Consider the following 26402-nt stretch of genomic DNA (forward strand, 5'->3'; position numbering starts at 1 on the left):
CTTGGAATATCACGGGATTATCCAATCAACCTAACGCAAAAATTTATATCTTTGACCGTTATGGTAAATTACTGAAACAACTCAGTCCGACAGGCGAAGGTTGGGACGGTACCTTTAACGGGAGTAACATGCCATCACAGGATTACTGGTTTAGGGTGGAGTTTATAGAACCCACAACCGGGAATCCAAGTACTTTTAAATCACATTTTACGTTGAAACGGTAGAACACATAAAAACATAAACCCATAAAAAAACCAGCTTCTTTAAGCTGGTTTTTTGTTTGAGTCATAATTGACATTAGACGATTTTATTTCGTTTTCTTTCGGTTTCTTTGAGATAGATTTTTCTCAATCTTAAATGATTGGGCGTGACTTCTACATATTCGTCTTTTTGAATATATTCCAAAGCTTCTTCTAAAGAGAATTTTTTAGCGGGTACTATTTTAGCCTTATCATCAGCACCGGAAGAACGCACGTTAGACAACTTTTTAGTTTTGGTCACATTGACGGTTAAGTCATCTTGTCTAGAATTTTCACCAATGACCTGTCCTTCATAAATATCTTCTCCGGGATCGACAAAAAACTTACCTCTGTCCTGAAGTTTATCGATAGAATAAGGAATAGCTTTACCTTTCTCCATAGAAATTAAAGAGCCATTCAGTCGTTGAGGGATATCTCCTTTAAGTGGTTGAAATTCTTTAAAGCGATGGGCCATGATAGCCTCTCCGGCTGTTGCTGTAAGCAGTTGATTTCTTAAACCAATGATACCTCGAGATGGTATCATAAATTCAATGACCATACGTTCCCCTTTGGTGACCATGCTTAACATTTCACCTTTTCTTTGGGTGACCATCTCAACAGCTTTACCTGAAAGATGCTCCGGTAGGTCGATGGTTAATTCTTCAATTGGTTCACAGGGTTCTCCGTCGATTGTTTTGATAATGACTTGAGGTTGACCAATTTGAAGCTCATAGCCTTCTCTACGCATGGTTTCTATGAGAACGGATAAATGCATCACGCCACGTCCATATACAATAAACTTATCAGCATTATCGGTTTCTTCAACTCGTAAAGCTAGGTTTTTCTCAAGTTCTTTAATCAGGCGTTCTTTGATGTGTCTAGAGGTTACAAACTTACCATCTTTTCCAAAAAAAGGTGAATCATTAATCGTGAACAACATACTCATGGTCGGCTCATCGATTTTAATTTTTGATAAAGCTTCAGGGTTTTCAACATCTGCAATGGTGTCTCCAATTTCAAAATTTTCTAAACCGACTATGGCACATATATCTCCAGCTTGTACTTCATCAACTTTTCGTTTTCCTAGACCTTCAAAGACATAAAGTTCTTTAATCTTAGTTTTTTGAATAGAATCGTCTCTTTTGACTAAAACAACAGGCATTCCAGTTTTGAGTTGTCCGCGTTGTAGTCTACCAATAGCGATTCTACCTGTATAAGATGAAAAATCTAAAGATGTAATCAGCATTTGAAGGTTGCCCTCTTTGACTCTAGGCGGTTCAATATGCTCGACAACCATATCTAATAATGGTTCTATAGAATCGGTTTTTACTTCAGGGTCTTCACTCATCCAGTTGTTGAGTGCCGAACCGTACACAGTGGGAAAATCGAGTTGCCACTCTTCAGCGCCAAGCTCAAACATCAGGTCAAAAACCTTCTCATGAACCTCTTCAGGGGTACAGTTGGGTTTATCCACTTTATTGATCACCACACAGGGTTTCAAACCTAAATCGATGGCTTTTTGTAATACAAAACGCGTTTGTGGCATAGGGCCTTCGAAGGCATCTACAAGTAGCAAAACACCATCTGCCATATTAAGTACTCGTTCTACTTCTCCACCAAAATCGGCGTGACCAGGAGTGTCTATAATATTAATTTTGGTGTCTTTATACATTACAGACACATTTTTGGAAATGATAGTAATGCCGCGTTCCCGTTCTTGATCATTACTGTCTAAAATAAGCTCACCTGTATCTTGGTTATCTCTAAAGAGTTTACAATGATGCATAATTTTGTCAACAAGTGTAGTTTTACCGTGGTCGACGTGAGCAATAATAGCAATGTTTCTTAAGTTCATAACTCAGTTTTAAAAAGTTGCAAATGTACTTCATTAAATCTGAATAGAAACCTTTTTGCAATTTATATAATTAATACTAAGCTAATGCTTATTTACCAGGAGGTGTTTTATCGATGAAAGTCTTATATTGTTCGTACCGCTTAAAAATCTCTTTCACATATTTGTAGGGCTCTTTTGCTCTGACATATCCATATTTTATAAAATCCTTTTTGTAATATTCTGGCTTGTTGAGTTTAAGAAGGGCGTCTTCTGCATTTTTATCCCATTTTAAGGGGTCTAAATCTAAGTGAGCAGCTAAACGTTGTGCATCTTTAATATGATAAAGACCAGCATTATAAGAGGCGAGCGTAAATTTTATGCGCTGTATAGAATCTGGAATGGTTTCATGGGCTTGCCACATTTGAGATAAATAACGTGTTCCACCTCGGAGACTTTGTTCAGGGTCGGTTGGATTTGTTATTTTGAGTTCTTCAGCAGTTTTAGGCATAATTTGCATCAGACCTGAAGCACCGGCCCAAGACTTGTTTGAAGGCCTAAACTGTGATTCTTGATAAACGATTGAGGCAATAAGCCGCCAATCCCAACCAATTTCAGTTGCATATTTTTGTATTAGATCATCGTAAGGACTTATTTTTTGTTCGTTTAAACTATAAAACTCACTTTTTACCCGTTTTCTAAATGACCTTCTATTTTTAAAATATTTATTGTAGATGACATGGTAATCGACTGTTTTTTTGGCTCTTTTTAGCCAATGGTTCAAGGTGTCTTTTAGTTGCTCAGAATTTTTTCTAAGCCCCCAAGCTATTCTTTGGGAGAAGCTCATTTTGGTTGAAATATCTAAAATTGGGTAGTCTGAAGCGTATATAGAAGCGACATTTTGATCGACGATACTGTATTTTATTTTGCCTTCTGCTACATTTTTAAAAATTTCGTCTGTAGTCATTTGACCCGGAATAGTGTCTATGTAAATTTTCCCACCTATTTCTTCTGATAAGTTAAGTAATCTCTGCGCATATGATGAGTTTCGTTTTACTGAGACAGTATCTCCTATTAATTCTACTGGATTTGTGATGAGTTGCTCTTTTATGTTGTGTAGCTTCATTCTTCTCCAGTTTTCTGGTTTTTTTTGAATGAGCACTTGATGGGATAGGTACAAAGGGATACTAAAGTCAATTTTCTTTTGTCGTTCTTCTGTTATAGTATAACCATAAGCAATAATATCGCCTTCATTTTTATTGAGCATTTTAATGAGGTCGTTTTCATCTTTTGCAATTACTATTTCGAGCTCAAGGTTTAAATCTTCGGCAAATTTTTTAAGGATTTCATACTCAAATCCCATTGGTCTTCCTCTGTATAAGAAATAGGTAGTACCACTATATGTGGTAATAGCCCTTATTCTTCCACTTTCAACAATATCTTTAAACTTTCGATTCTTACTGAGTTCAGTTCCATTGAAAGTATTATCATCGTTGCAGGATAACAAGATTAAAAGTATAAGGCTAAAAAAAATCTTAAGTCTCATATTGCTGTCATTGATTTATCTTATAGGATGTCTTTTTAATATAGACTTTAGTTTTATTTTGACATCCTCTGAGGCATCAAAAAGCATCTGCTCATGACTTGGAAATGGAACAGCTTTATTGTTTAGTAATAATTTTTGTTCCTCGCTTAAAGCTCTTTCGTCTCCATTAAAACTAGCAAAAGTATTCTCAAACACAAACTGGCTATCGAGCTTAAAATCATTTATTTTTTGCCCCGTATTCATATTGATGTAATCGACTTGTGCAGCTATAGAAACAGTTTTGTTTTGAGAAACTGTCGTTAAAAGACCACTAGCTTTTATGTTTTTCTCTATTGTTAGTTCATTGCCAAGGCTATCTGTTTTTATTTCACCATTTCTGTTGGTTTGAATTTCTGTGATTTTAACTGTCTTTTCTATACTTTTTTCTCTTTCTATGATACGTTCTGGAGAAAATAAAATGTTTTCAAAAATTAAATTAATTTGAAACTGGTACGGATTACCATCTTTTTTGTTGGCATGGTATACTGTCCACTGGTCATCCAGTCCATAGGTGTTAAAGTCTAAAATATCAGACTCTAAACTTTCAGGAATACTCACATCTGTGTCGTTGTAGGCTTTAACAAAAACAAAGTTTTTTCCTAAAAAACTGGCTTCATCCAATAATTGATTTGTGTTTTTGTAATCAGGTGCTATTTGATTGAGTTGATTAAGGATATCAAAAGCTGTTCTGTAAGATTGTTTTTCTCCTTTTTGCATGTAGGATTGCCCCTGTTTATATAAATACTCAGCATACTTTTTTTTGGCTAAGATTAATTCAGAGGAGATATCTTTAAATTTAAACTTTACTTTTTTGTCATTCTTATAAAGTGGTAAAAAAGGCTTTATAGACCTTTGTGTCCTGTAAAGATCTAAATAATTCTCATATACTTTTTTTTCAACTTGAGCGGTTGGGTCTTTCTGTAAGAGTTTGATGTTTTTGAGTTTATCGTCTTGGTATTTTTTGAAGGCTTGTTCTAAAATTACGATTTGCTCTGCTGTTTTTTTATTGTCTTTTCCTTTTTGTATCTGTTTGATAGCTAGATTTATAGCCTTATCATATTCTCCGGAAAGCATGGCTTTTTTAACTCTCTTGGTAGAGTTACAACTTACCATTATTGTAAGTAGAATGAGCAAGAAAAGTTTTTTCATTATTTGGTTTTATTCAAACATACATATTTTAATTGAACATAAAAAAACTAAAAGCGTTATCACCTATTCTGAATTTACATTTACAAATGATATGTGTTTATAATAAGACATAATTTTGGCTTAACTGATGGTTTTACATATTGTAAATTCTTACGCTCTATTATAAGGAATAAAAAAAGGCCAGCATTAAGCTGGCCTATAGAATTTTTGGATAGGAGATGGTTTTATAAAATTAACATCGCATCACCGTAAGAATAAAACCTGTATTTTTCTTTTACAGCTTCTTTATAAGCTTTTTCCATAAGTTCATGCCCCATAAATGCAGATACCATCATTAATAGTGTTGATTTTGGCATGTGAAAATTAGTGACCATACAATTGGCAATTCTAAAATCGTAAGGTGGGAAGATATATTTGTTTGTCCAACCTTCAAAATCGTTTAAAGTATTATCTGAATTTACAGCGCTTTCTATAGTTCTCATCACTGTTGTGCCTACTGCACATACTTTTTTTCTTTCCTTTTTAGCTTTGTTAACAATCTTTGTAGCTTCAAGTTCTATCTTTACTTTTTCGCTATCCATTTTGTGCTTGGATAAATCTTCAACTTCAACAGGGTTAAATGTGCCTAAACCAATATGAAGCGTCACTTCGGCAAAATTTATACCTTTAATTTCTAAACGCTTCATTAGATGTTTAGAAAAGTGCAACCCCGCTGTAGGTGCTGCAACAGCGCCTTCTTCTTTGGCATAAATGGTTTGATACCGCTCTTCGTCTTCTGGTTCAACCGGTCTGCTGATATATTTCGGTATTGGGGTTTCGCCGAGTTCGAATAATTTTTTTCTGAATTCTTCATAGGAACCATCAAAGAGAAAACGCAAAGTTCTTCCTCTAGAGGTTGTATTGTCAATAACTTCCGCAACAAGATCGTCATCATCTCCAAAGTAAAGTTTATTACCTATTCTGATTTTTCTCGCCGGATCAACCAGGACATCCCAAAGCCTGGTATCTGGATTAAGCTCTCTGAGTAAAAACACTTCAATTCTAGCACCTGTTTTTTCCTTGTTTCCGTAAAGTCTCGCTGGAAATACTTTGGTGTTGTTGAAAATAAGGACATCATCATCATCAAAATAGTTGATAAGGTCTTTAAAAATTTTATGTTCTATTTTTCCTGTATCGCGATGTACAACCATCAGTCGAGACTCATCTCTGTGATCTGCCGGATGTTCTGCTAAAAGTTCTTTAGGAAGTTCAAAGTCAAATTGAGATAATTTCATGCCCATAGTGAAGTGATTTTAAAAGTTGCAAATATAATCTTATCACTATACCGTTGTCAAGTGTTTTAGCGTTTAATTTTATAAATTGCATAAATAAGTATAAAATATATTTCGAAACGTTTGTAATTTGTTTTAAAAGGTCTTAATTTTGCACTCCGTTTTAAAATAATAAAATCATGTCTAGAGTTTGTGAACTTACCGGTAAAAGAGCAATGACAGGAAATAATGTTTCTCATGCTATGAACAGGAGAAAACGTAAATTTAACGTCAATCTCATTAAAAAGCGTTTTTACATTCCGGAAGAAGACAAATGGATCACTTTAAAAGTATCTACGTCGGCGCTTAAAAATATTAACAAAAAGGGAATTTCTGCTGTTTTAAAAGAGGCAAGACAAAAAGGATTTTTAAAGAAGTAAAAATTAATAATCATGGCAAAAAGAGGGAACAGAGTTCAGGTAATTTTAGAATGTACCGAACATAAAAATTCTGGTAAACCAGGAACTTCACGATATATCACAACTAAGAATAAGCGTAATACACCAGATAGAATTGAGCTCAAAAAGTACAATCCTATCTTGAGAAAAATGACAGTTCATAAAGAAATTAAATAAAAAGTTATGGCTAAGAAATCAGTAGCAAGTATACAAACTGGAAGCAAAAGGCTCACTAAAGCAGTTAAAATGGTCAAGTCCGAAAAAACAGGAGCTTATACTTTTGTTGAACAAATTATGACACCTGAAGATGTTAATAATTTTTTAAATAAAAAATAATTTGTAAAACATACCACAACAAGCCGTTATCATCATAACGGCTTTTTTTGTTTCAAGTCATGGTAAGAACTAAATAATTATCTTTACCTGTTGCTTTAATATAAATACACATGGGAATTTTTAAAAAAATATTCAACAAGGATAAAAAAGAAGACTTAGATGAAGGTCTTGAAAAAACAAAATCTAGTTTTTTAAACAAATTGTCTAAAGCTGTTGCCGGTAAATCTAAAGTAGATGCAGCTGTCTTAGACGATTTAGAAGAAGTATTGATATCCAGCGATGTCGGTGTTGCTACCACTATAAAAATTATTGACAGAATAGAAGACAGAGTTGCCAAAGATAAATACCTCGGCACGGAAGAACTCAATAAAATACTAAGAGAAGAAATTGCCAGCCTGTTAGCAGAAAATGAACATAAACTAGATGATGATGATGAAAAAAAACCCTATGTCATTATGGTTGTCGGGGTCAATGGTGTCGGTAAAACTACAACCATTGGTAAACTCGCTACTTTATTTAAAAATCAAGGACTTTCTGTAGTATTAGGCGCTGCAGATACGTTTAGAGCAGCTGCTGTGGAACAATTAGATATTTGGTCAAAACGTGTAGAAGTTCCAATAGTAAAACAAAAAATGGGTAGTGATCCCGCATCAGTAGCTTATGATACTGTACAAAGTGCGGTTAAGAAAAATGTTGATGTTGTTTTAATAGATACAGCAGGGCGTTTACACAACAAAGTCAATTTGATGAATGAATTGACAAAAATTAAGCGCGTCATGCAGAAAGTCGTCAAGCATGCACCCAATGAAGTTTTACTAGTTTTAGATGGTTCCACCGGGCAAAATGCCTTTGAGCAAGCCAAACAGTTTACTGCAGCTACAGAAGTGACTTCGCTAGCGGTGACCAAGTTAGATGGTACTGCAAAAGGCGGTGTGGTTATTGGTATAAGCGATCAATTTAAAGTCCCAGTTAAATATATTGGGATAGGGGAAAAAGCGACCGACCTTCAATTGTTTGATAAACAAGTTTTTGTAGACTCATTTTTTAGTCAATAATATGTCAGATAAACCAGCACCATTTACAGATTCAAGAAATAAACTTACCATTTATAAAATTACTGTGATTTACGCCGCGTTTTATGTATTAATGAAAGTATATTCTATTGTAGTCGAAAGTCTTTGGGTTTTACCTAATCTCATTATAAGCTTACCGGTAGTCATTGTAGGAATTGTAGCTTGGTGGCATTTGAAGAAAAACAAGACGTTTTGGTGGTTTATTATAATATCCATAATTGTCGTGAGCGCAGTTCGATATTTTGAAGCGGATTGGGTAGTGTGGTTAAATCAAAATTTATAAGTATGCGAACAAAATCGCTTAAAAAAAATAAAATCAATTTAGTGACTTTAGGTTGTAGTAAAAACATCTACGATTCTGAAGTGATTATGGGGCAACTTAAAGCCAACGGGAAAGATGTTGCTCACGAGCAGGAAGGCAATATTGTGGTAATCAATACTTGTGGCTTTATAAATAATGCTAAAGAGCAATCTGTCAATACAATTTTAAATTACGTCGATCTTAAGCAAGAAGGAAAAATCGATAAAGTTTTTGTCACAGGCTGCTTATCTGAACGTTACAAGCCAGATTTACAAAAAGAAATCCCAGACGTTGATGATTATTTTGGTACGACCGATTTGCCATTACTACTAAAAGCTTTAGGCGCAGATTATAAGCATGAACTAGTTGGAGAACGCTTAACGACTACACCCAAAAATTTTGCTTACTTAAAAATAGCAGAAGGCTGTGACAGGCCTTGTTCTTTTTGTGCTATACCTTTAATGCGAGGCAAGCATAAGTCTAAACCGATCGAGCAGTTAGTCCAGGAGGCAACAAAGTTGGCGGCCAATGGTGTAAAAGAACTGATATTGATTGCTCAAGATTTAACCTATTATGGACTAGATCTTTATAAAAAACGCAACTTGGCTGAATTACTCACTGCCCTAACCAAAATTGAAGGCATAGAGTGGATCAGGCTGCATTACGCATTCCCGACAGGTTTTCCGAAAGATGTTTTGGACGTAATCCGTGAAGAACCTAAAGTATGCAATTATATTGATATTCCACTTCAGCATATTTCTGATGATATTTTAAAATCAATGCGTCGTGGAACAACACATAAAAAAACCACTAAGCTGTTAAATTTATTTAGAGAAAAAGTCCCCGGTATTTGTATAAGAACGACGCTTATTGTAGGCTATCCCGGTGAAACTGAAGCGCAGTTTGAAGAACTTAAAACCTGGGTAAAAGCCATGCGATTTGAGCGCCTTGGCGTATTTACTTATTCGCACGAAGAAGATACACATGCCTACAATCTTGAGGACGATGTGCCTGAAGATGTAAAAATGAAACGCGCTAATGAAATCATGGAAATCCAATCTCAAATTTCCTGGGAACAAAATCAAGATAAAATTGGCAAAACCTTCAAATGTGTGATTGATAGAAAAGAAGGGAATTACTTTGTAGGTCGAACAGAATTTGACTCACCCGATGTAGACAATGAAGTTTTAATTGATGCCGAAAAACACTATGTAAAAATAGGAGACTTTTGTCAAATCAAAATTGAAGAGGCTCATGATTTTGACTTATATGGACACCCTGTTTGAGATGTTACAAAATCCTTAACAAGTGTTTTCAATATTACCTATAAGCCTATATTTGTTTAAAAAATTGAAATGGATGACTGTTTAAATTATGAGCAAACCCAAAGGTTTTCAAATTTAATTTTAGATTACATCAATCAAAAGTCATCCCTTTCTTCCTTTTATCATCGATTTCCGGATACCCAGAATTTTAAATCTCAAATCTTAGAAAAACAAGCTCAATATAATAATGAACACAGAGCTGTTTTAGTCGATGTTTTAAACCGACAATACCAAGGATTTAAAGTATCTGATTCTACCCAAAATCATATAGATACCCTTCATCAAGAGAATACATTTACAATCACAACTGGTCATCAATTGAATTTGTTCACCGGGCCTTTATATACATTTTACAAGATAATCACTGTGCTGAAAACTTGTGAGCAAATGAAAAGCCGTTATCCTCAATATAATTTTGTACCTATATTTTGGTTAGCCTCTGAAGATCATGATTTTGAAGAAATCAATCATTTTTATTTTGAAAACCAAAAAATTAATTGGTCTAAAAAAGCTTCTGGCGCTGTCGGAGAATTAGAAACCGATGGCTTAAAATCTGTCTTAGAAATTTTTGACAAAGCCTTACCTCAAACTGAGTTAGCAAATCAACTCAAAGGCTTGTTTAGAGAGGCTTACTTAAACCACAAAAGCTTATCTCAAGCGAGTATTTATTTATACAACAATCTCTTTGGTTCAAAAGGTTTAGTAGTTTTAGAGCCGAACCAAAAGCCATTAAAATCTTGCTTTAAACATCAAATTAAAGCTGAGTTGTTACAGCAGATAACTTTTAAAAAAGTCAATTCGACATCTAAAGCTCTAAAAGCACAAAATTATCACGAGCAAGTTACGCCTAGAGAAGTCAATTTATTTTATAAAGATAAAAATTTAAGAGAGCGACTTATATTAAAAAATGGGACGTACTTTGTAAATTCAACTCAATTAGCATTTTCAAAAGAACAAATCTTAAAAGAAGTCAAAAACAATCCAGAAAAATTTTCGCCTAACGCCTTGATGCGACCCTTGTATCAAGAAGTTTTGTTGCCAAACCTGTCTTATGTTGGCGGTGCTGGTGAGCTAGCTTACTGGTTGCAACTAAAGTCTACATTTAACTCGTTTGATGTCCCTTTTCCTATGCTTCAAATGCGCAATTCAGCCTTGCTTTTATCAGGAAAAACTAAAGGAAAGCTCGAAAGGCTCAATTTAGATATCAACGATTTATTTCAATCTAAAATAGAATTAAAAAATCAACAGACTAGAAAGATATCTGAAATTGATATCGATTTTTCATCACAAAAAACTCATCTTTCAAAACAGTTTGAAGCACTTTACAAAATAGCAGAACAAACAGATAAAAGTTTTTTAAATGCCGTTGCAGCACAGGAGCAAAAGCAACACAACGGTTTAGATAAACTTGAAAAACGACTGCTCAAAGCCCAACGACGAAAGCTAGCCGATGGAATTGATCGTTCTGTTCGATTACAAGACAAATTATTTCCAAAAGGTCAACTTCAAGAAAGAATTATTAATTTCTCTGAATTGTACCTGACTTATGGAAAACAATTTATATCGCTATTATACACAGAATTTGAACCTTTAGAGTTTAAGTTTTCTATTATAAAACTTGAGACCAAACTAAGTTCAATTAATCATAAGTTTGTTTCAAATTGTATTTAAAATTAGATTTAAGCAGGTTCTTCTCACTTTCTATCTCTAAATTTGTAATCTAAATAATTTTATAATGAAAAGCATGCACGCGCTGGATATTGAGCTGGTCGAAATGACGCTTGATATCATGAAATATGCTGTCAATCGCATATCAAATACCAATCCTGAATTAGGATCTCCAAAAAAAGAAGAGCTGCTCGATAAACTTGTTGGTACGACCATAACCGAAGATGGAATTGGTGGCGAAAAAGCCTTTCATTTGTTTAAAGATATTTTGGTAAAAGCAGCTGTACCAGTAGATCACCCTAGACATTTGGCTTTTGTGCCAGCAGCACCAACACGGGCAGCAACCTTATTTGATTTGGTAACTTCAGCTTCAAGTATTCACGGCGCTTATTGGATGACCGGAGCAGGTGGTATTTATTGCGAAAACCAAGCTATGAAATGGTTAGTTTCCCTTACAGGTTTACCAAGGACCTCTTTTGGTGTTTTTACAAGTGGTGGCACCGCTGCAAACTTATCAGCAATGATTGCCGGGAGAGAATATTGGCGCAGTTTAAATGAAGAAAATAAAGCTTACAAAGCTTTATTGATCACCTCAGCTGGTGCTCATTCTTCTATTAAATCAATGGCTCAAGTGATAGATGCTGACATTATTTTAGTAGATGATGGAGAAGATGGTAGACTGACTGGCGACTTATTACACAATAAAATAAAAAGTTTAAGTAAAGTTGACCGTAAACGCCTTTTTGCTGTAATCGCTACAGGCGGGACGACCAATGCTGGAATTATAGACGAGCTTGACACTATAGCTGAAGTTTGCGAAAAAGAGCATCTTTGGTTTCACGTTGACGCGGCATATGGTGGTGGAGCTCTAGCAGCACCCTCAGTTCGCCACTTGTTTAATGGTATCGAAAAAGCCGATAGTATTACTATTGATCCACATAAATGGTTGTTTTCCCCTTACGATTGTGGTGCAGTAATTTATAAAAACTTGAATCTTGCTAAAAAAGCCCATTCTCAAAAAGGGGCTTATCTCGATATTTTTAAAGATGAAGGTGCTCAAGGCTTTAATCCCGCAGATTATCAAATTCAATTAACCCGAAGACTTCGCGGTCTTCCTCTTTGGTTTTCATTGGCTACACACGGCACAAAACGCTATCAAGATGCTATTGAAAGAGGATTAGAACTAGCACAGTATGCTGCAAAAACCATCGATTCTATGTCGCATGTCAGCATGATTAGACCACTCGGATTGTCTTGTGTGTTATTTGAAAGAAACAATTGGTCTGCAGATGATTATAAAAACTGGACTTACGATAACCACAAAAAAGGCTTTGCTTTGGTTACACCTACCAAATGGAAAGGCCAAACCATATCCAGATTTTGTTTTATCAATCCAGACACTACAGAAGAAGATATCCTCAAAATATTAGAAAGTATGAAATAAATTAGTAGACAGGAACTTCAACATAAGTGTCGTCCCAACCTAATAATAGATGATATCCTTTGTCTGCTTTTTTGCTTGTAATCGAAAAGGTTTCTACAGTCGCTGCTGTAGTTTTGGGGTTAACTTCTACGCGCACAACATCCTTGGAGCTATCATATTGATATGCTCCCCATAAATTGACATCTTCATTGATGATGACTGTCCATTTATCTTTATTTGGGATAGTAAACAGAGAGTAAGTTCCAGCTTCTAAAGTTTTGCCGCCAAACTCTACATCCTTGTAAAATGTAATTTCGGTAGCCTCATTGGCTCCTGTTCTCCATACTTTACCATATGGAACCAAATCTCCAAAAATATTTCTACCTTTTTTTTGAGGTCTACTATAAATTACCCTCATGAAAGATTGATTGTTGTCAGTTCTAACGATTACCGCATCCATAGGACTAACGTCGACTTTAGGGAATTCTTGGGCTTGCAAAGAATTAAAGCCAAAAGCAACCACAAATAATAAAAGAAATTTAATTTTCATAAGTTTTTTTTCAATGATAACTCAAAATAAAATCGCACAGCGTTTAGGAGATGTTAAATTGTGAATATTTAACATTTTTTTGTTGATAAATACTTGTTTAAAGTGGCTTGATTTTTCCCTGTAAACAATGGGTTTGCTTATATTTGTCTGTTATGAACAAATATTAAAATTTTATGAGCGAAGACATCAAAAAAAACAATTACTCGGCTGATAGTATTCAAGCTTTAGAAGGGATTGAACACGTAAGAATGCGTCCTTCAATGTATATTGGTGACGTGGGCACCAGAGGTTTACACCATCTGGTCAGTGAAGTTGTTGACAACTCTATCGATGAGGCCATGGCTGGTCATTGTGATAAGATATCAGTCGTGATAGAAGAAGGTGGTTCGATAAGTATTGAAGATAATGGTCGAGGAATACCTGTTGACCTTCATAAAAAAGAAGGCGTTTCTGCACTTGAAGTGGTCATGACCAAGATAGGGGCCGGTGGTAAATTTGATAAAGATTCTTATAAAGTTTCCGGCGGATTACACGGTGTCGGTGTTTCTGTTGTAAATGCATTGTCTAAGCAATTAAAAGCGACCGTCTATAGAGATGGCAAAATATATGAGCAAGAATATGAAATAGGAAAGTCTTTATATCCCGTTAAACAAGTAGGGACTACAGAACTGCAAGGAACGAAAGTGACATTCATGCCTGATTCTGATATTTTTAAAGATAGTGTTGAATTCAAATTTGAAACTTTAGCAAAACGCTTAAGGGAATTAGCATTTCTCAATAAAGGGATCAAGATTAGTATAACTGATAAGCGTTCAAAAAATGAAGATGGAGAATTCTTAAATGAATCTTATTATTCTGAAGAAGGTTTAAAAGAATTTGTTAGATTTTTAGACGGTACAAGAGAACCTTTAATTACCGATGTGATTAGTATGGAAGGTGAGAAAAATGATATTCCTGTTGAGGTCGCTATGATTTACAACAATTCATACGCAGAGAACCTTCATTCATATGTCAACAATATCAATACGCACGAAGGTGGAACACACTTGTCTGGTTTTAGAAGAGGCCTAACCAATACTTTAAAAAAATATGCTGATGCTTCAGGTATGCTAGACAAACTTAAATTTGAGATTACTGGTGACGATTTTAGAGAAGGGCTCACAGCTATAGTCTCAGTAAAGGTTGCACATCCTCAATTTGAAGGGCAAACCAAGACTAAATTGGGTAATCGCGAAGTGACTTCTGCCGTTTCTCAATCGGTTTCTGAAATGCTAGAGATTTATTTGGAAGAAAACCCCAATGATGCAAAAACTATCGTTCAAAAAGTTATTCTAGCCGCTCAAGCAAGACACGCTGCAAAGAAAGCCCGCGAAATGGTACAGCGCAAAACTGTGATGAGTGGAGCGGGTTTGCCTGGAAAACTTTCAGATTGTTCAGAACAAAATCCGGAAGATTGTGAAGTGTTTTTGGTTGAGGGTGATTCTGCGGGTGGAACAGCTAAACAAGGTCGCGATCGAAAATTTCAAGCCATTTTACCCCTAAGAGGTAAAATTCTCAACGTTGAAAAGGCCATGCAACACAAAGTTTTTGAAAACGAAGAAATTAGAAATATTTATACCGCATTAGGAATTACAATTGGAACTGAAGAAGATTCTAAAGCGCTCAATATTTCAAAACTCAGATATCACAAAATTGTCATTATGTGTGATGCTGATGTTGATGGAAGCCATATTGCCACACTGATTCTGACTTTTTTCTTTAGATATATGAAAGAGTTAATAGAAGCTGGGCATGTCTACATTGCCACACCGCCTTTGTATTTAATTAAAAAGGGCAACAAAAAACGTTATGCTTGGAGTGAAAAAGAACGCGATGAAATTTTAAGCGAATACAAAACTAATGCAAGCGTTCAGCGTTATAAAGGTCTTGGTGAAATGAACGCCAACCAACTTTGGGATACGACTATGAACCCGGACTTTAGAATTCTAAGAAAAGTGACCATTGACAGCACTAGTGAAGCTGATCGAATATTCTCAATGTTGATGGGTGATGAAGTCCCTCCAAGAAGAGAATTTATAGAAAAAAATGCGGTTTATGCAAATATTGATGTCTAATATTAATTAGGGAAAAATATAAATTAATTGTTTTTAGGATAAATTAACTCTGGCTTAATCATAAAATATTTTAAAACAATTAAATTTAAATTGATGAAACAATTAGCTACAATTTTATTTTTGGTTTCAACTATAATCTGTTCTGCGCAAAATAGTATTGAAGACCTTTTAGTCGCTGGGGTGGAAGATGGACAACAATTTAGCCAAAGCTATTTTTCTCCAGCTACAGATGCCATTGTGTATGGCATGAGTTCTGGTTGGTTTAACACTGCAAAGAGTAAAAAGTTTTTACGATTTGAGATTTCTGCTATCGGAAACCTATCTTTTACAGATAGTAATAGTCAATCTTTCCAACTCAATACTGCTGATTATAATAATTTATCTTTTTCAACCGGACCAAACTCTCAGTCTGTTGCCACAGCATTAGGAGAAAACAATCCAGATATTGAAATGATTGTCAATGTGCAAGACCCAAACTCAAACCAATCAATACAAATACCAATAACTTTACCACAAGGTATAGGCTCTGAGGGAATAAATTTTGTGCCTACAGGCTTTATTCAAGCTAGTATTGGATTGATTAAAGGGTTTGAGTTAAAAGCGAGATATCTCCCAGAGGTCAATAATAGAGATGTTGAATCTCAGTTTTACGGTTTTGGATTGCAAAATGAGTTAACTGAGTTAATTCCTTTTGATAAAGTTTTACCAATTAGAATCGCTGCTTTAGCAGGTTACACTAAATATAAAGGAAAATATAAGTTTAATGAAGACTCAAGTATTGTGTCAGGTGTAAATAGACGCGTCGAATCTGAAGCGGAATCCTGGTTGTTTGGTGCTATAGTTTCCACCAAACTACCAGTCATAAATTTTTATGGCAGTGTTGGCTACATTACAGGCGATGCTAAGACGAGTTTACTTGGACAGTACAATTTAGATACTGGAATCAATTCGGTAGATAACGAAGTATTGGTAGACCCTTTCAGTGTATCCTCTGATGTCAGTGGCGCAAGAGCAACTTTAGGCTTTAAGTTGAAATTAGCATTTTTTAGACTACATGCAGATTATTCGTTTCAAGAATTTAATACTGCATGTGTAGGTATAAGTTTAGGAATATAAATTTTAAAAATAGAAATTATGAAAATTACAGTTGTAGGTGCAGGAGCAGTTGGTGCAAGCTGTGCTGAGTACATTGCGATTAAAAATTTTGCATCGGAAGTTGTTGTGTTAGACATCAAGGAAGGTTATGCAGAAGGTAAAGCTATGGACCTCATGCAAACAGCTTCACTTAATGGTTTTGATACTAAAATTACAGGGTCTACAAACGACTATTCTAAAACTGCAAATTCTGATGTAGCAGTCATTACCAGTGGTGTTCCCCGTAAACCAGGTATGACCCGAGAAGAATTAATCGGTATTAATGCTGGGATTGTCAAAGAGGTTTCATCAAACCTTGTAAAACATTCACCGGATGTGACTTTAATTGTGGTCAGTAATCCTATGGATACGATGACGTATTTAGCTCATCAAAGTTCAGGCTTGCCTAAACATAAAATAATTGGTATGGGAGGTGCTTTAGACTCTGCGAGATTTAAATACCGATTAGCAGAAGCATTAGAATGTCCAGCATCTGACGTTGACGGAATGGTAATTGGCGGCCATAGTGACACCGGAATGTTACCATTAACCCGTTTAGCCACCCGTAATAGTGTAAGAGTGACTGAATTCTTACCTGAAGATAGATTAGAACAAGTGAAAGAAGATACCAAAGTAGGTGGTGCTACATTAACAAAATTATTAGGTACAAGTGCCTGGTACGCACCAGGTGCTGCTGTGTCATCTATTGTCCAAGCTATTGCTTGTGACCAGAAAAAAATGTTCCCATGTTCCACTTTACTTGATGGTGAGTATGGACTTAAAGATCTCTGTATCGGTGTTCCAGTGATTATTGGTAAAAATGGTATTGAAGTAGTTGTTGAAATTGATTTAAATGATGCTGAAAAAGCAAAACTTCACGAAAGTGCCGAAGGCGTTAAAAAAACTAATGGTTTGCTTTAAGCAATAAATCAACCCTTTATAATAAAATCCGCTACCTGTTATCAGTAGCGGATTTTTTTGTATTTAAAATTAAAAATAACCTACTTAGTGCGGAATCGTGTTCATTGAGCGGAGTCTAAATGAACACTCACTTACCCATATTTCAAACCAATAATGTGTCTAATCTTATCTAAATGTGAAATCAGATCTTTTGAAAATTCAAAAGACATTTCGGGGCTTTCGGTTAATCCCTTGTCTAAACACTCTTGTACATGAGCAATTTCAAAATGATAACCTTTGGCCTGATAATTAAAATCTTTTGCCGTTGTTTTATCGGGTTTGTTTATAATGAGCTTATCTGTTTCGTGAAAACGCGGTCCTAGTTTTATATTGGCTTTTTCAAATTTGATAAATGCATAATTGTCTCTGGTCTGTTCAAAACTGCAAAATAAGTCAGCTTCTACATTATTATCATATTTAAAATAAATTTGCGTTTCTAGATCGACACCTGTTGACGACATTTTACTTTTAGCTTTAATATGATTAGGATGTCCTAAAAGTTTTAATGCCAAATAAACTGGATAAATGCCTATATCTAAAAGCGCACCACCACCTAATTCTGGGTTAAATAAGCGTTTGTCCGGATCGAAAGGCGCTTTAAAACAAAACTCAGCTTGTAGACTTTTAATTTTACCAAACGTATTATTATTTTGATATTGTTTAAGAGTTTTAATCGTTGGCATAAAATTAGTCCACAAGGCTTCCATCAAAAAAACATTGTTTTGTTGAGCAACCTCAATCATTTCCTCAACTTCAGACAAATTCATACCGAAAGCTTTTTCGCACAATACGGCTTTGCCGGACTTAAGTACTGCAATTGTATTCGCTTTATGAAAAACGTGTGGTGTAGCCACATAAATAACATCAACATTTTCATCTTGTATTAAGGTGTCATAACTCCCATAAGCTTTTGGGGCTTGGTACTTTTGAGCAAATTCATCAGCTTTATTTTGAGTACGTGAACCTACGGCGTAGAGTTTAGCATTCGGTACAGTTTGAAGGTCTTTGGCAAACTGATGAGCAATTTTACCGAGCCCTAAAATTCCCCAATGATAAGTTTTCATGATTTTTGGTTTAAAGTTTGAATGAGTAGAGCAATGCTAATGACTAGCGCACAGCCAAATAGATTTAACCACAAATACGGCATGATGTCAAAATAATAGCCAAAAATCACAATAATTTGGGTTATGACAGCTGCCCAGAATGTAGCTGAAGATTTTACAAATTTAATGAAAAATGCCAAAAGGAAAATCCCTAAAACATTACCGTAAAATATTGAACCAATAATATTGACCAGTTCAATTAAATTGTCAAACAATGGTGCTAAGCAAGCCACAGTTATGGCAACTACACCCCAGAGTAGCGTAAATAGTTTTGAGATGTTCACAAAATGAATATCCGTTTTGGTAGTTTTCACGTTTCTCCTATACAGGTCAATAGCTGTGGTAGACGCTAACGCATTTAATTCTGATGCCGTTGAGGACATCGCAGCAGAAAGTATAGCAGCAAGAAGTAACCCAATCAAACCTCGAGGTAAATTATGGAGTATAAAATGGATAAACACATAATCGGTATCATTGGTCTCTACGGTGTCATCGGCTAGATTTATAAGGGTTTTGGCTTCTTCCCTAAGTTCTTTTTCCTTAAAATTTGCATTGGCAAGTTGAACTTTAAGGTTTTCAAATTTAGTTTCTGAAATCCCTTTAGTGTTCATCTGGCTAAACAATGTTTTTTTATGCTCAAAATTGTGTTCTAGTCTCTGGTTGATATCCTGATAATCAGTTTTGTACTCACTCTGGTTAACTGCGATTTCAGCAGCGGGATTAAAGTTAAGTGGAGCAGTATTAAATTGGTAAAACACAAAAACCATAATACCTACAAGCAGAATAAAAAACTGCATTGGTACTTTAAGTAGTCCATTAAAAAGCATTCCAACCTGACTTTGCTTTACTGATTTGGCTGTTAAATACCGCTGAACTTGACTTTGGTCTGTACCGAAATACGAGAGTGCTAAAAATGTCCCACCAATTAATCCACTCCAAACCGTATAGCGTTGATTAAAGTCAAAGTCAAAATTTAAAATTTCCATTTTACCACTAGAAGCAGCGATCTCTAGTGCATTATTAAAGTTAATATTTTCGGGCAAATAACTTAGAATCACAAAAAAAGCGATTACCATACCAGAGAAAATAATTGCCATTTGTTGTTTTTGTGTCACACTTACAGCTCGAGTACCGCCGGAAACCGTATAGACAATCACCAAAATTCCAATGATGATATTAAGCGTAAATAAGTCCCAGCCTAAAACAGCTGAAAGTATAATTGCCGGCGCAAAAATGGTAATGCCAGCGGATAGTCCACGTTGCGTTAGAAAGAGCAGAGCTGTAAGTGTTCGGGTTTTTTTGTCAAAACGGCTTTCAAGATATTCATAAGCGGTATAAACTTTTAAGCGATGATAAATAGGAATAAAAACCATGCAAATAATGACCATTGCAATGGGTAAGCCAAAGTAAAATTGAACAAAACCCATACCGTCATCATAAGCTTGACCTGGTGTAGATAAAAACGTAATAGCACTGGCCTGAGTAGCCATTACAGAAATCCCAACGGTCCACCATCTTGCATCATTTCCACTTTTGATATAGTCTTGTACGTTTTGACTTTTTTTGGTTTTATAGGTGCCATATATCACTATAAAAGCAATGCTGACAACCATAACAATGATATCAATATAATGCATAGTCTAGTTTAATGCAGTCATTAACCAATACATCAATGCAATGTAGATGAGGTTTGCTACCAAAACAATGGTATAAAAACGTTTCCACCGATATGACTTTGTTTTACTCATTTGAATTGATTGAAAGCATGTTGGACAATAATCTGAACGCGCCAGGAACACCGGCAGGTATTTGTCTAAAAAGACTCAAGCCAGTGTAAATATAGTAACCATCACCGTATGGTGCAACAAGTAAACTGCCTTTTGTTGGTTTATCGTCATAGTCTTGAATTTTTAAGATAGGCTGAAAGGCTTTGTCCCATTGGTCTGGAAAATATAGTCCGCGCTCTTGTACCCAACCCTTAAAGTCTTCTGAAGTAATTTGATTTGGGTAATTCAGCAATTTATGGGTTTTATCTATAAATTGAACTTCTGCTGTTTCGTCGGTTACTCTGTTACGATATAAATTTAATTTTAAAGGAGAAATTTCATCAGTAAGCAATCCATAGGTTGTGGTATATTGTGTAATTAATGTTCCACCTTGCTTGACATAATCAAACAAAATTTCATTTTTTGAAATGAGCTGTTCTTCTGTATTAAATGCTCTGATGCCTAAGATAATAGCATCAAATTGCTTTAAAATTTTAGGACTATAAGTATTTTTTAGATCTATAAATTCAACATTGTACCCCAGGCTTTTTAAATTGTCCGGTATTTTATCGCCTGCGCCCTTAATGTAACCAACATTCTTTACACCTTTATCAACTTTAATATTTACCAAAGTGCTTTTGGCATCTTGCGTAAAAACTTGTTTGGGAATGTGTTTATAATCTAAAGTATTTATCTGTTTAGAAAATATTTTATTTGCTGAATGAACTTCAATTTTAACATCGATTTTTTCAGTGTTTTCAGGAGGTTTAATTTTAAAATCAAAAGTTTTTGTTTCTGCGATTTCAGATAAATTGACGTCAAAATATTGGGGTTCCACTTTCCAGGATTCCGGTAAGTCTAAAGTGAGTTGACCATTAAAGGATTTGGTGTAAGATTTTATTTGAACTCTAAAATTATTTGGATTCCCATTTTTAAAAACAGCAACATCTTTTAGTGGCTTGATAGAAATCTTTGGAAGAATTTCAAAATCTTCAAAAACTTCACCATCTACAGGGTCATTGTATTTATAAACCAAGTCAGAATAGAAAGTAATTCTTGTATTTTCAATTTTTAAACTAAAACCTAATTGATAAGGGTTCGGCGTTTCAGGCAAACCTAATAGGTCTCTTTCTTCAACTTGGTAAAGTCCTTTTTTAGGCGGTAAGTTTAACCAATAGGGTAAAGTATTTTTAGAGTGAATATCAACATTAAAGGTATTATAAACTGCTTGATTATTTTTTAAACTTGTTTTATGAGTAAGTAAACTTTTCGAATTCATTTCAATACCTAAGAGGTTAACATCAATTGGACTTCTATTGATGATTTCTGTATTAATTTTCAAATTTTGATTGGCATTTGCATAGGGCGATTCACTTACACTTTCAATATACAAACCTAGACAAGCTTTGATAATGGCTTTAACTTGTTGTGTTTTAACGCGTTTCCAGTGTAGGTTATCTAAATTTTGAATCAGTTTATAAACCTGGAGCAAATCAGGGATGCTGTGATAGGGTTTAGAAAAATTGTAATCAGCAATAATCTTATCAACAAGTTGTTGTATGGATTGCCCACCTTTCACACGATTCCAAGACGTGTCAATACCTTCAAAAATATTTTGATTTTGCGGTAAATCACCCTTGATGATTTCAAGATATTCTAATTGTTCGCCGCGTTTTGGCGTGTTACCAAAGGCTTGAGACTTATGTTGACTTCGGCTAAGAGAGGCAATTTCTGAATTGGATAGGCCTAAATCAGGGTAATATTGACCAATATCAAAGGCAATAAGATTTGATTTATCAGCATCCTTAAAAGCTTTTCGACTACCATAAAACCACCAAGAAGTATTAAAAAACAAGCGCTTAGGTTGCCAAGTTGAAGTAGATTTCAATTGGCTTTTAAATTGTTCTGGATCTGGAGCTAAATCAAAAGCCTCTACACTTAGCATAGCAGAAGCTGTGTGATGACCGTGAGTGGTGCCAGGTGTGCGGTGATCGAAACGGTTGATAATCACATCAGGTTTGAGGTGACGTATTGTCCAAACCATATCGTTAATTATACTGTCTTTGTTCCAGATATTTAAGGTTTCTTCAGGCGATTTGGAATAGCCAAAGTCAATGGCACGTGTAAAGCGTTGATGACCACCATCAATAGAACGTGCTTTAAGTAGCTCTTGCGTTCGAATGAGTCCTAAGGCTTCTTTTAAATCTGAGCCTAAAAGATTTTGACCACCGTCACCTCTTGTAAGAGCTAGGTAATACGTTTGTGCATGAGTTTGGTTTGAAAAATAAGATATCAAACGTGTATTTTCATCATCAGGATGAGCAGCAATATAAAGAACAGTGCCGAGAAAGTTTAATTTTTTTAAATCTCTAAAAATCTCAACAGCATTGGGTTTAGAAGGCGTTTGGCCAGATAAAAACGTAAAATAACAACATGATAAAAGAAGCCAAAACCTTGATTTCATAAATTTTTAATCCCAAATATAATAGCTTTAATTGAGTTGGATTAAACTTAAGTTTTCTTTAACTTAATTCAGCAACAGGTCTAATTAAAACTGTATTTAATAATATATGTGATAATAAAATAGTCGTCTCAATAAATTATTTACTTTTGTAAAACACTGACGCACCAGATATACATGGGTAAGAAAAAGTTACTAAATCAAAAAGAAATCGATATTATTTTAAATCGATTGGCTTGCCAACTGATAGAGAATCACGATGATTTTAAAGAAACTGTTGTCATAGGATTACAGCCACGAGGTGTGTTTTTAAGCCAAAGACTACAACAATTACTTTATACAGTATATCAGATTGAGCATATCGACTTTGGAAAACTCGATATTACTTTTTATAGGGATGATTTTATGCGTGGAAATAAGGTATTACAAGCCAATAAAACAGATATCGATTTTATCGTAGAAAACAAAAAGGTCGTTTTTGTAGATGACGTGCTCTACACCGGTAGAAGTATCCGTTCTGCATTAACAGCCATTCAATCGTTTGGACGCCCACAATCGATAGAACTATTAACCTTAATTGATCGTCGTTTTAGTCGTCATTTGCCCATTCAACCAGATTATAAAGGTAGACAGGTTGATGCTATAAACCGTGAACGGGTCATTGTATCTTGGGAAGAGAACGATGGTGAAGACGCCGTATATTTAACACAAGATCGTAATGAGTGAATTAAGTGTAAATCATTTATTAGGCATAAAACATATCAGCGCTGCTGATATTCAACTTATTTTTGAAACAGCAGACCATTTTAAAGAAGTCATTAATCGACCTATAAGGAAAGTTCCATCGCTCAGAGATGTTACTATAGCTAATTTATTTTTTGAAAATAGTACACGAACGCGATTATCTTTTGAATTAGCAGAAAAACGTTTAAGTGCTGATGTTGTTAATTTTTCTGCCTCTTCTTCATCTGTAAATAAAGGAGAAACACTCATTGATACCGTAAATAATATACTAGCGATGAAAGTAGACATGGTGGTGATGAGGCATCCCAATCCCGGTGCAGGTGTATTCCTCTCTAAACATGTTGACGCTTCAATTGTTAATGCTGGAGATGGTACACACGAACACCCAACTCAAGCCCTTTTAGACACCTATTCTATACGTGAAAAATTAGGTGAAGTCAAGGGCAAAAAAATTGTGATTGTAGGCGATATATTGCATTCAAGAGTCGCTTTGAGTAATATTTTTTGTCTTCAGAAACTCGGTGCAGAAGTAAAGGTTTGTGGACCGAACACTCTAATTCCACAGCATATTAAAAGCCTTGGTGTTGAGGTTGAACACAATCTTGACCAAGCTTTACAGTGGTGTGATGTGGCCAACATGTTGAGAGTGCAAAATGAAAGGATGAGCACACGTTATTTTCCCTCTACTCGTGAATATGTAGCTCAGTTTGGTTTAGACAAACAGCGTTTAGAACAAATAAATAAATCTATCGTGATAATGCACCCTGGACCAATAAATCGAGGTGTTGAAATATCAAGTGATATTGCAGATTCTCATCATGCTATCATTTTAAATCAAGTTGAAAATGGTGTAGCCATTCGAATGGCAATTTTATACCTATTGGCTTCGAAGCTTAAGCATTATTCAGCTGAAACTTTATAGGACTTATGCAAAGTATTAAAAAAGAAAACTACATCATACTAAAAGACGATAAAGACGATGCAAAGGATTTTGCTAAGTTTATTTATGGTTTATTAGATCAATTTAAATCAGACAACTTGGTCATTGATATTTTAAAATATGGTAAGCTAACTTTAGACGAACTGCTAGCTTATTTAAAACCTTCCTTAAAGCATTACAAAAACAACAAATCGTTTATTATTGTAAACGATACCATTGTCATAGACGATGTCCCTGAAGAACTAAGAGTTGTACCCACACTTCAAGAAGCTGAAGACATGATCCAAATGGAAGAAATAGAACGAGATTTAGGTTTTTAGATGAGCTCGCCATTAAAAATCCATATTCTAGGATGTCATTCTGCAACACCAAAAGCCAATGCCTTTCCAACTGCTCAAGTGGTAGAGATAAGAAGTCAGTTGATACTCGTAGATTGCGGTGAAGGCACACAAGTTAGACTTCGTCAAAACCGCATCAAGTTTAACCAGATTAAACACATCTTAATTTCGCATTTACACGGTGATCATTTTTATGGTTTGATTGGGTTTTTATCGACTTTAAGTTTGCTCAACCGTCAAGCACCACTTCAAATATTTGCACCAAAAGGTGCAGAAGAGATTATCAGGCTTCAACTTAAGCTTTCAAAATCTTATCTCAGCTATCCTTTAAAAATTCAAGCCTTAGAATCTTCAGCATCAGAAACTATTATTGATAATTCTAAATTTACAGTAAAAACTATCCCTTTAGATCATCGGGTTTACACCAATGGTTTTTTGATTATTGAGAAAGCAGGAGACAGAAAACTTAATATCGATAAAGCTGAACAATATCCTATTGATAAAGCATATTATAAAAAAATTGTAAAAGGCGCAGATATCGTTTTAGATGATGGTAGAAGAATCCCCAACGAAGAGTTAACTTTTCCTGCAGAACTCCCCAAGTCTTATGCCTATTGTAGCGATACAGCTTTTAAACTTGACATCGTGCCAATTATAAGAAAAGCTACAGCTTTGTATCACGAATCCACATTTTTAGAAATTAACGAAGATCTCTGTGCTAAAACAAAACACTCTACAGCCAAACAGGCTGGTATTATTGCTTCAAAAGCAGAAGTAGGCCACTTAATACTCGGTCACTATTCAGCGCGATATAAAAATCTAAATGCATTTAAAACAGAAGCAGAATCAGTTTTTAATCCGGTTTCATTGGCTGAAAGTGGTAAAACATTTGTATTTTAAATATGCTTTATCACTCGAAGTTGGTGTGAATAATTTTTGGTTTCAGCATTAAAAATTCCTGTATGGTCTAAACGGTCTATGCGGACTTTCCCGTGGGCATGAATGATATAGTTGTTTTTCATCAAAATTCCAACGTGAATAATTTTTCCTTCTTCATTATCAAAAAATGCTAAATCACCAGGTTGAGCCTCTTCTATAAAACTTAAATTTTCACCTTGTTGTGCTTGTTGAGAAGAATCTCGACGCAGTTGAATCCCACATGATTTATAAACCATCTGTGTAAAACCACTGCAATCTATACCAAACGGACTCATGCCACCCCATATATATGGCGCATTAAGGTAGAGTAGTGCTGTAGGGACGAGTTTGTCGCGATGTATTTTACCATTGCTCAGGTTGACATCAAAATCGTAGTTTAGCTCCAGTAAGCCATTTACAGATGAACCCAAAACTACCGGTATAAGTTGCTTATCAGGGCTTTGGACATATTCAACAAGATCTGTGGAGCATTTTAAAAGTTGAGATTTGATTTTTTTAAATTGCTGTAAATTAATAACTAGACATTGTTTAGAATCTATCCAACCTTCATAAGCATCAAAAGCATTTCTGATTTTAGTCCATTTTTTGGTCTGTTCTAAAATTTCAAACACATCCCCAAATAAGAGCTGTGTCACCATTTCTGAGGCATCATTTGCATCTGCTCTAACGGGAACGAGACTAAGGTGACAACAACCGTAAGCCATGGGCTAAAATT

At 35.1% G+C, this 26402-nt stretch carries 25 protein-coding genes; 16 read left to right on the forward strand and 9 right to left on the reverse strand.

The features are described 5' to 3' along the window. On the forward strand, positions 1-224 hold a 224-nt coding region (locus FCN74_RS11010; RefSeq protein WP_138932659.1), incomplete at its 5' end, for a T9SS type B sorting domain-containing protein. Between the two features lie 73 nt (positions 225-297). Here FCN74_RS11010 and typA read toward each other — a convergent pair. From typA to queA, 4 genes are all read right to left on the reverse strand, one after another. Beyond that, positions 298-2094, reverse strand: coding sequence for a translational GTPase TypA (gene typA, locus FCN74_RS11015; RefSeq protein WP_138932660.1), 1797 nt, complete (start codon positions 2092-2094; stop codon positions 298-300). Between the two features lie 88 nt (positions 2095-2182). Next, positions 2183-3616, reverse strand: coding sequence for an MltF family protein (locus FCN74_RS11020; RefSeq protein WP_138932661.1), 1434 nt, complete (start codon positions 3614-3616; stop codon positions 2183-2185). 15 nt (positions 3617-3631) lie between these two features. Beyond that, the gene (locus tag FCN74_RS11025) at positions 3632-4804 is read right to left on the reverse strand and encodes a hypothetical protein (RefSeq protein WP_138932662.1); all 1173 of its coding nucleotides are present in this window, start codon (positions 4802-4804) and stop codon (positions 3632-3634) included. Positions 4805-5028: 224 nt separating this feature from the next. Then, a complete protein-coding gene (queA, locus tag FCN74_RS11030) occupies positions 5029-6078 on the reverse strand; it encodes a tRNA preQ1(34) S-adenosylmethionine ribosyltransferase-isomerase QueA (protein WP_138932663.1) in 1050 nt (349 codons plus the stop codon). Between the two features lie 176 nt (positions 6079-6254). Between queA and rpmB the strand changes: the two genes are divergently transcribed. From rpmB to FCN74_RS11070, 8 genes are all read left to right on the forward strand, one after another. After that, positions 6255-6494 carry a 50S ribosomal protein L28 gene (gene rpmB / locus FCN74_RS11035; RefSeq protein WP_138932664.1) on the forward strand — a complete coding sequence of 80 codons (240 nt, stop codon included), beginning with the start codon at positions 6255-6257 and terminating at the stop codon, positions 6492-6494. Positions 6495-6506: 12 nt separating this feature from the next. Then, a complete protein-coding gene (gene rpmG, locus FCN74_RS11040) occupies positions 6507-6689 on the forward strand; it encodes a 50S ribosomal protein L33 (protein ID WP_138932665.1) in 183 nt (60 codons plus the stop codon). Positions 6690-6695: 6 nt separating this feature from the next. Beyond that, positions 6696-6848 (forward strand): DUF4295 domain-containing protein, encoded by a 153-nt coding sequence (locus FCN74_RS11045; RefSeq protein ID WP_138932666.1) that lies wholly within the window; start codon positions 6696-6698, stop codon positions 6846-6848. Between the two features lie 110 nt (positions 6849-6958). Continuing rightward, positions 6959-7903 carry a signal recognition particle-docking protein FtsY gene (gene ftsY, locus FCN74_RS11050; RefSeq protein ID WP_138932667.1) on the forward strand — a complete coding sequence of 315 codons (945 nt, stop codon included), beginning with the start codon at positions 6959-6961 and terminating at the stop codon, positions 7901-7903. A 1-nt stretch (position 7904) separates the two neighbouring features. Next, entirely contained in the window at positions 7905-8204 is a 300-nt protein-coding gene (locus FCN74_RS11055; RefSeq protein ID WP_138932668.1) for a hypothetical protein, read from the forward strand. A 2-nt stretch (positions 8205-8206) separates the two neighbouring features. Continuing rightward, the gene (gene rimO / locus FCN74_RS11060) at positions 8207-9508 is read left to right on the forward strand and encodes a 30S ribosomal protein S12 methylthiotransferase RimO (RefSeq protein ID WP_138932669.1); all 1302 of its coding nucleotides are present in this window, start codon (positions 8207-8209) and stop codon (positions 9506-9508) included. 69 nt (positions 9509-9577) lie between these two features. Then, on the forward strand, positions 9578-11218 hold the full coding sequence (bshC, locus tag FCN74_RS11065) for a bacillithiol biosynthesis cysteine-adding enzyme BshC (RefSeq protein WP_138932670.1): 1641 nt from the start codon (positions 9578-9580) through the stop codon (positions 11216-11218). 73 nt (positions 11219-11291) lie between these two features. Further along, positions 11292-12659, forward strand: a complete 1368-nt coding sequence (locus tag FCN74_RS11070; RefSeq protein WP_171047168.1) for a pyridoxal phosphate-dependent decarboxylase family protein — start codon at positions 11292-11294, stop codon at positions 12657-12659. Between the two features lies 1 nt (position 12660). Here FCN74_RS11070 and FCN74_RS11075 read toward each other — a convergent pair whose 3' ends face one another. Next, positions 12661-13188, reverse strand: coding sequence for a DUF2911 domain-containing protein (locus FCN74_RS11075; RefSeq protein WP_138932672.1), 528 nt, complete (start codon positions 13186-13188; stop codon positions 12661-12663). Positions 13189-13361: 173 nt separating this feature from the next. Here FCN74_RS11075 and gyrB point away from each other — a divergent pair, with 173 nt between their 5' ends. The 3 genes from gyrB to FCN74_RS11090 all read left to right on the forward strand — a co-directional run bounded on the left by gyrB (position 13362) and on the right by FCN74_RS11090 (position 17357). Further along, positions 13362-15302 carry a DNA topoisomerase (ATP-hydrolyzing) subunit B gene (gene gyrB / locus FCN74_RS11080; RefSeq protein WP_138932673.1) on the forward strand — a complete coding sequence of 647 codons (1941 nt, stop codon included), beginning with the start codon at positions 13362-13364 and terminating at the stop codon, positions 15300-15302. A 93-nt stretch (positions 15303-15395) separates the two neighbouring features. Beyond that, positions 15396-16418, forward strand: coding sequence for a DUF6588 family protein (locus tag FCN74_RS11085; protein WP_138932674.1), 1023 nt, complete (start codon positions 15396-15398; stop codon positions 16416-16418). A gap of 18 nt (positions 16419-16436) precedes the next feature. Beyond that, positions 16437-17357 carry a malate dehydrogenase gene (locus FCN74_RS11090; RefSeq protein WP_138932675.1) on the forward strand — a complete coding sequence of 307 codons (921 nt, stop codon included), beginning with the start codon at positions 16437-16439 and terminating at the stop codon, positions 17355-17357. 131 nt (positions 17358-17488) lie between these two features. Here the strand turns inward: FCN74_RS11090 and FCN74_RS11095 are convergent, their stop codons facing one another. From FCN74_RS11095 to FCN74_RS11105, 3 genes are all read right to left on the reverse strand, one after another. Beyond that, the gene (locus tag FCN74_RS11095) at positions 17489-18460 is read right to left on the reverse strand and encodes a Gfo/Idh/MocA family protein (protein ID WP_138932676.1); all 972 of its coding nucleotides are present in this window, start codon (positions 18458-18460) and stop codon (positions 17489-17491) included. Then, positions 18457-20136, reverse strand: a complete 1680-nt coding sequence (locus FCN74_RS11100) for a sodium:solute symporter (protein WP_138932677.1) — start codon at positions 20134-20136, stop codon at positions 18457-18459. Before FCN74_RS11100 ends, FCN74_RS11095 begins: the two co-directional genes overlap by 4 nt. 103 nt (positions 20137-20239) lie before the next feature. Further along, a complete protein-coding gene (locus FCN74_RS11105; protein WP_138932678.1) occupies positions 20240-22729 on the reverse strand; it encodes a PIG-L family deacetylase in 2490 nt (829 codons plus the stop codon). A gap of 174 nt (positions 22730-22903) precedes the next feature. Between FCN74_RS11105 and pyrR the strand changes: the two genes are divergently transcribed. From pyrR to FCN74_RS11125, 4 genes are read left to right on the forward strand one after another with little or no spacing between them, the layout of a single operon-like run. Continuing rightward, a complete protein-coding gene (gene pyrR, locus FCN74_RS11110) occupies positions 22904-23452 on the forward strand; it encodes a bifunctional pyr operon transcriptional regulator/uracil phosphoribosyltransferase PyrR (RefSeq protein ID WP_138932679.1) in 549 nt (182 codons plus the stop codon). Next, a complete protein-coding gene (locus tag FCN74_RS11115; protein WP_138932680.1) occupies positions 23445-24392 on the forward strand; it encodes an aspartate carbamoyltransferase catalytic subunit in 948 nt (315 codons plus the stop codon). Before pyrR ends, FCN74_RS11115 begins: the two co-directional genes overlap by 8 nt. Positions 24393-24397: 5 nt before the next feature. After that, positions 24398-24730: a ribonuclease Z gene (locus FCN74_RS11120; protein WP_138932681.1), complete on the forward strand. Its 333-nt coding sequence runs from the start codon at positions 24398-24400 to the stop codon at positions 24728-24730. Then, the gene (locus FCN74_RS11125) at positions 24731-25648 is read left to right on the forward strand and encodes a ribonuclease Z (RefSeq protein WP_138932682.1); all 918 of its coding nucleotides are present in this window, start codon (positions 24731-24733) and stop codon (positions 25646-25648) included. Here the strand turns inward: FCN74_RS11125 and FCN74_RS11130 are convergent. Continuing rightward, positions 25645-26391: a C40 family peptidase gene (locus tag FCN74_RS11130; RefSeq protein ID WP_138932683.1), complete on the reverse strand. Its 747-nt coding sequence runs from the start codon at positions 26389-26391 to the stop codon at positions 25645-25647. The two genes, FCN74_RS11125 and FCN74_RS11130, sit on opposite strands and share 4 nt — an antisense overlap. Between the last annotated feature and the right edge of the window lie 11 nt (positions 26392-26402).

It is taken from the genome of Mesohalobacter halotolerans, assembly GCF_006120725.1.
Taxonomy (GTDB): Bacteria; Bacteroidota; Bacteroidia; order Flavobacteriales; family Flavobacteriaceae; genus Psychroflexus; species Psychroflexus halotolerans.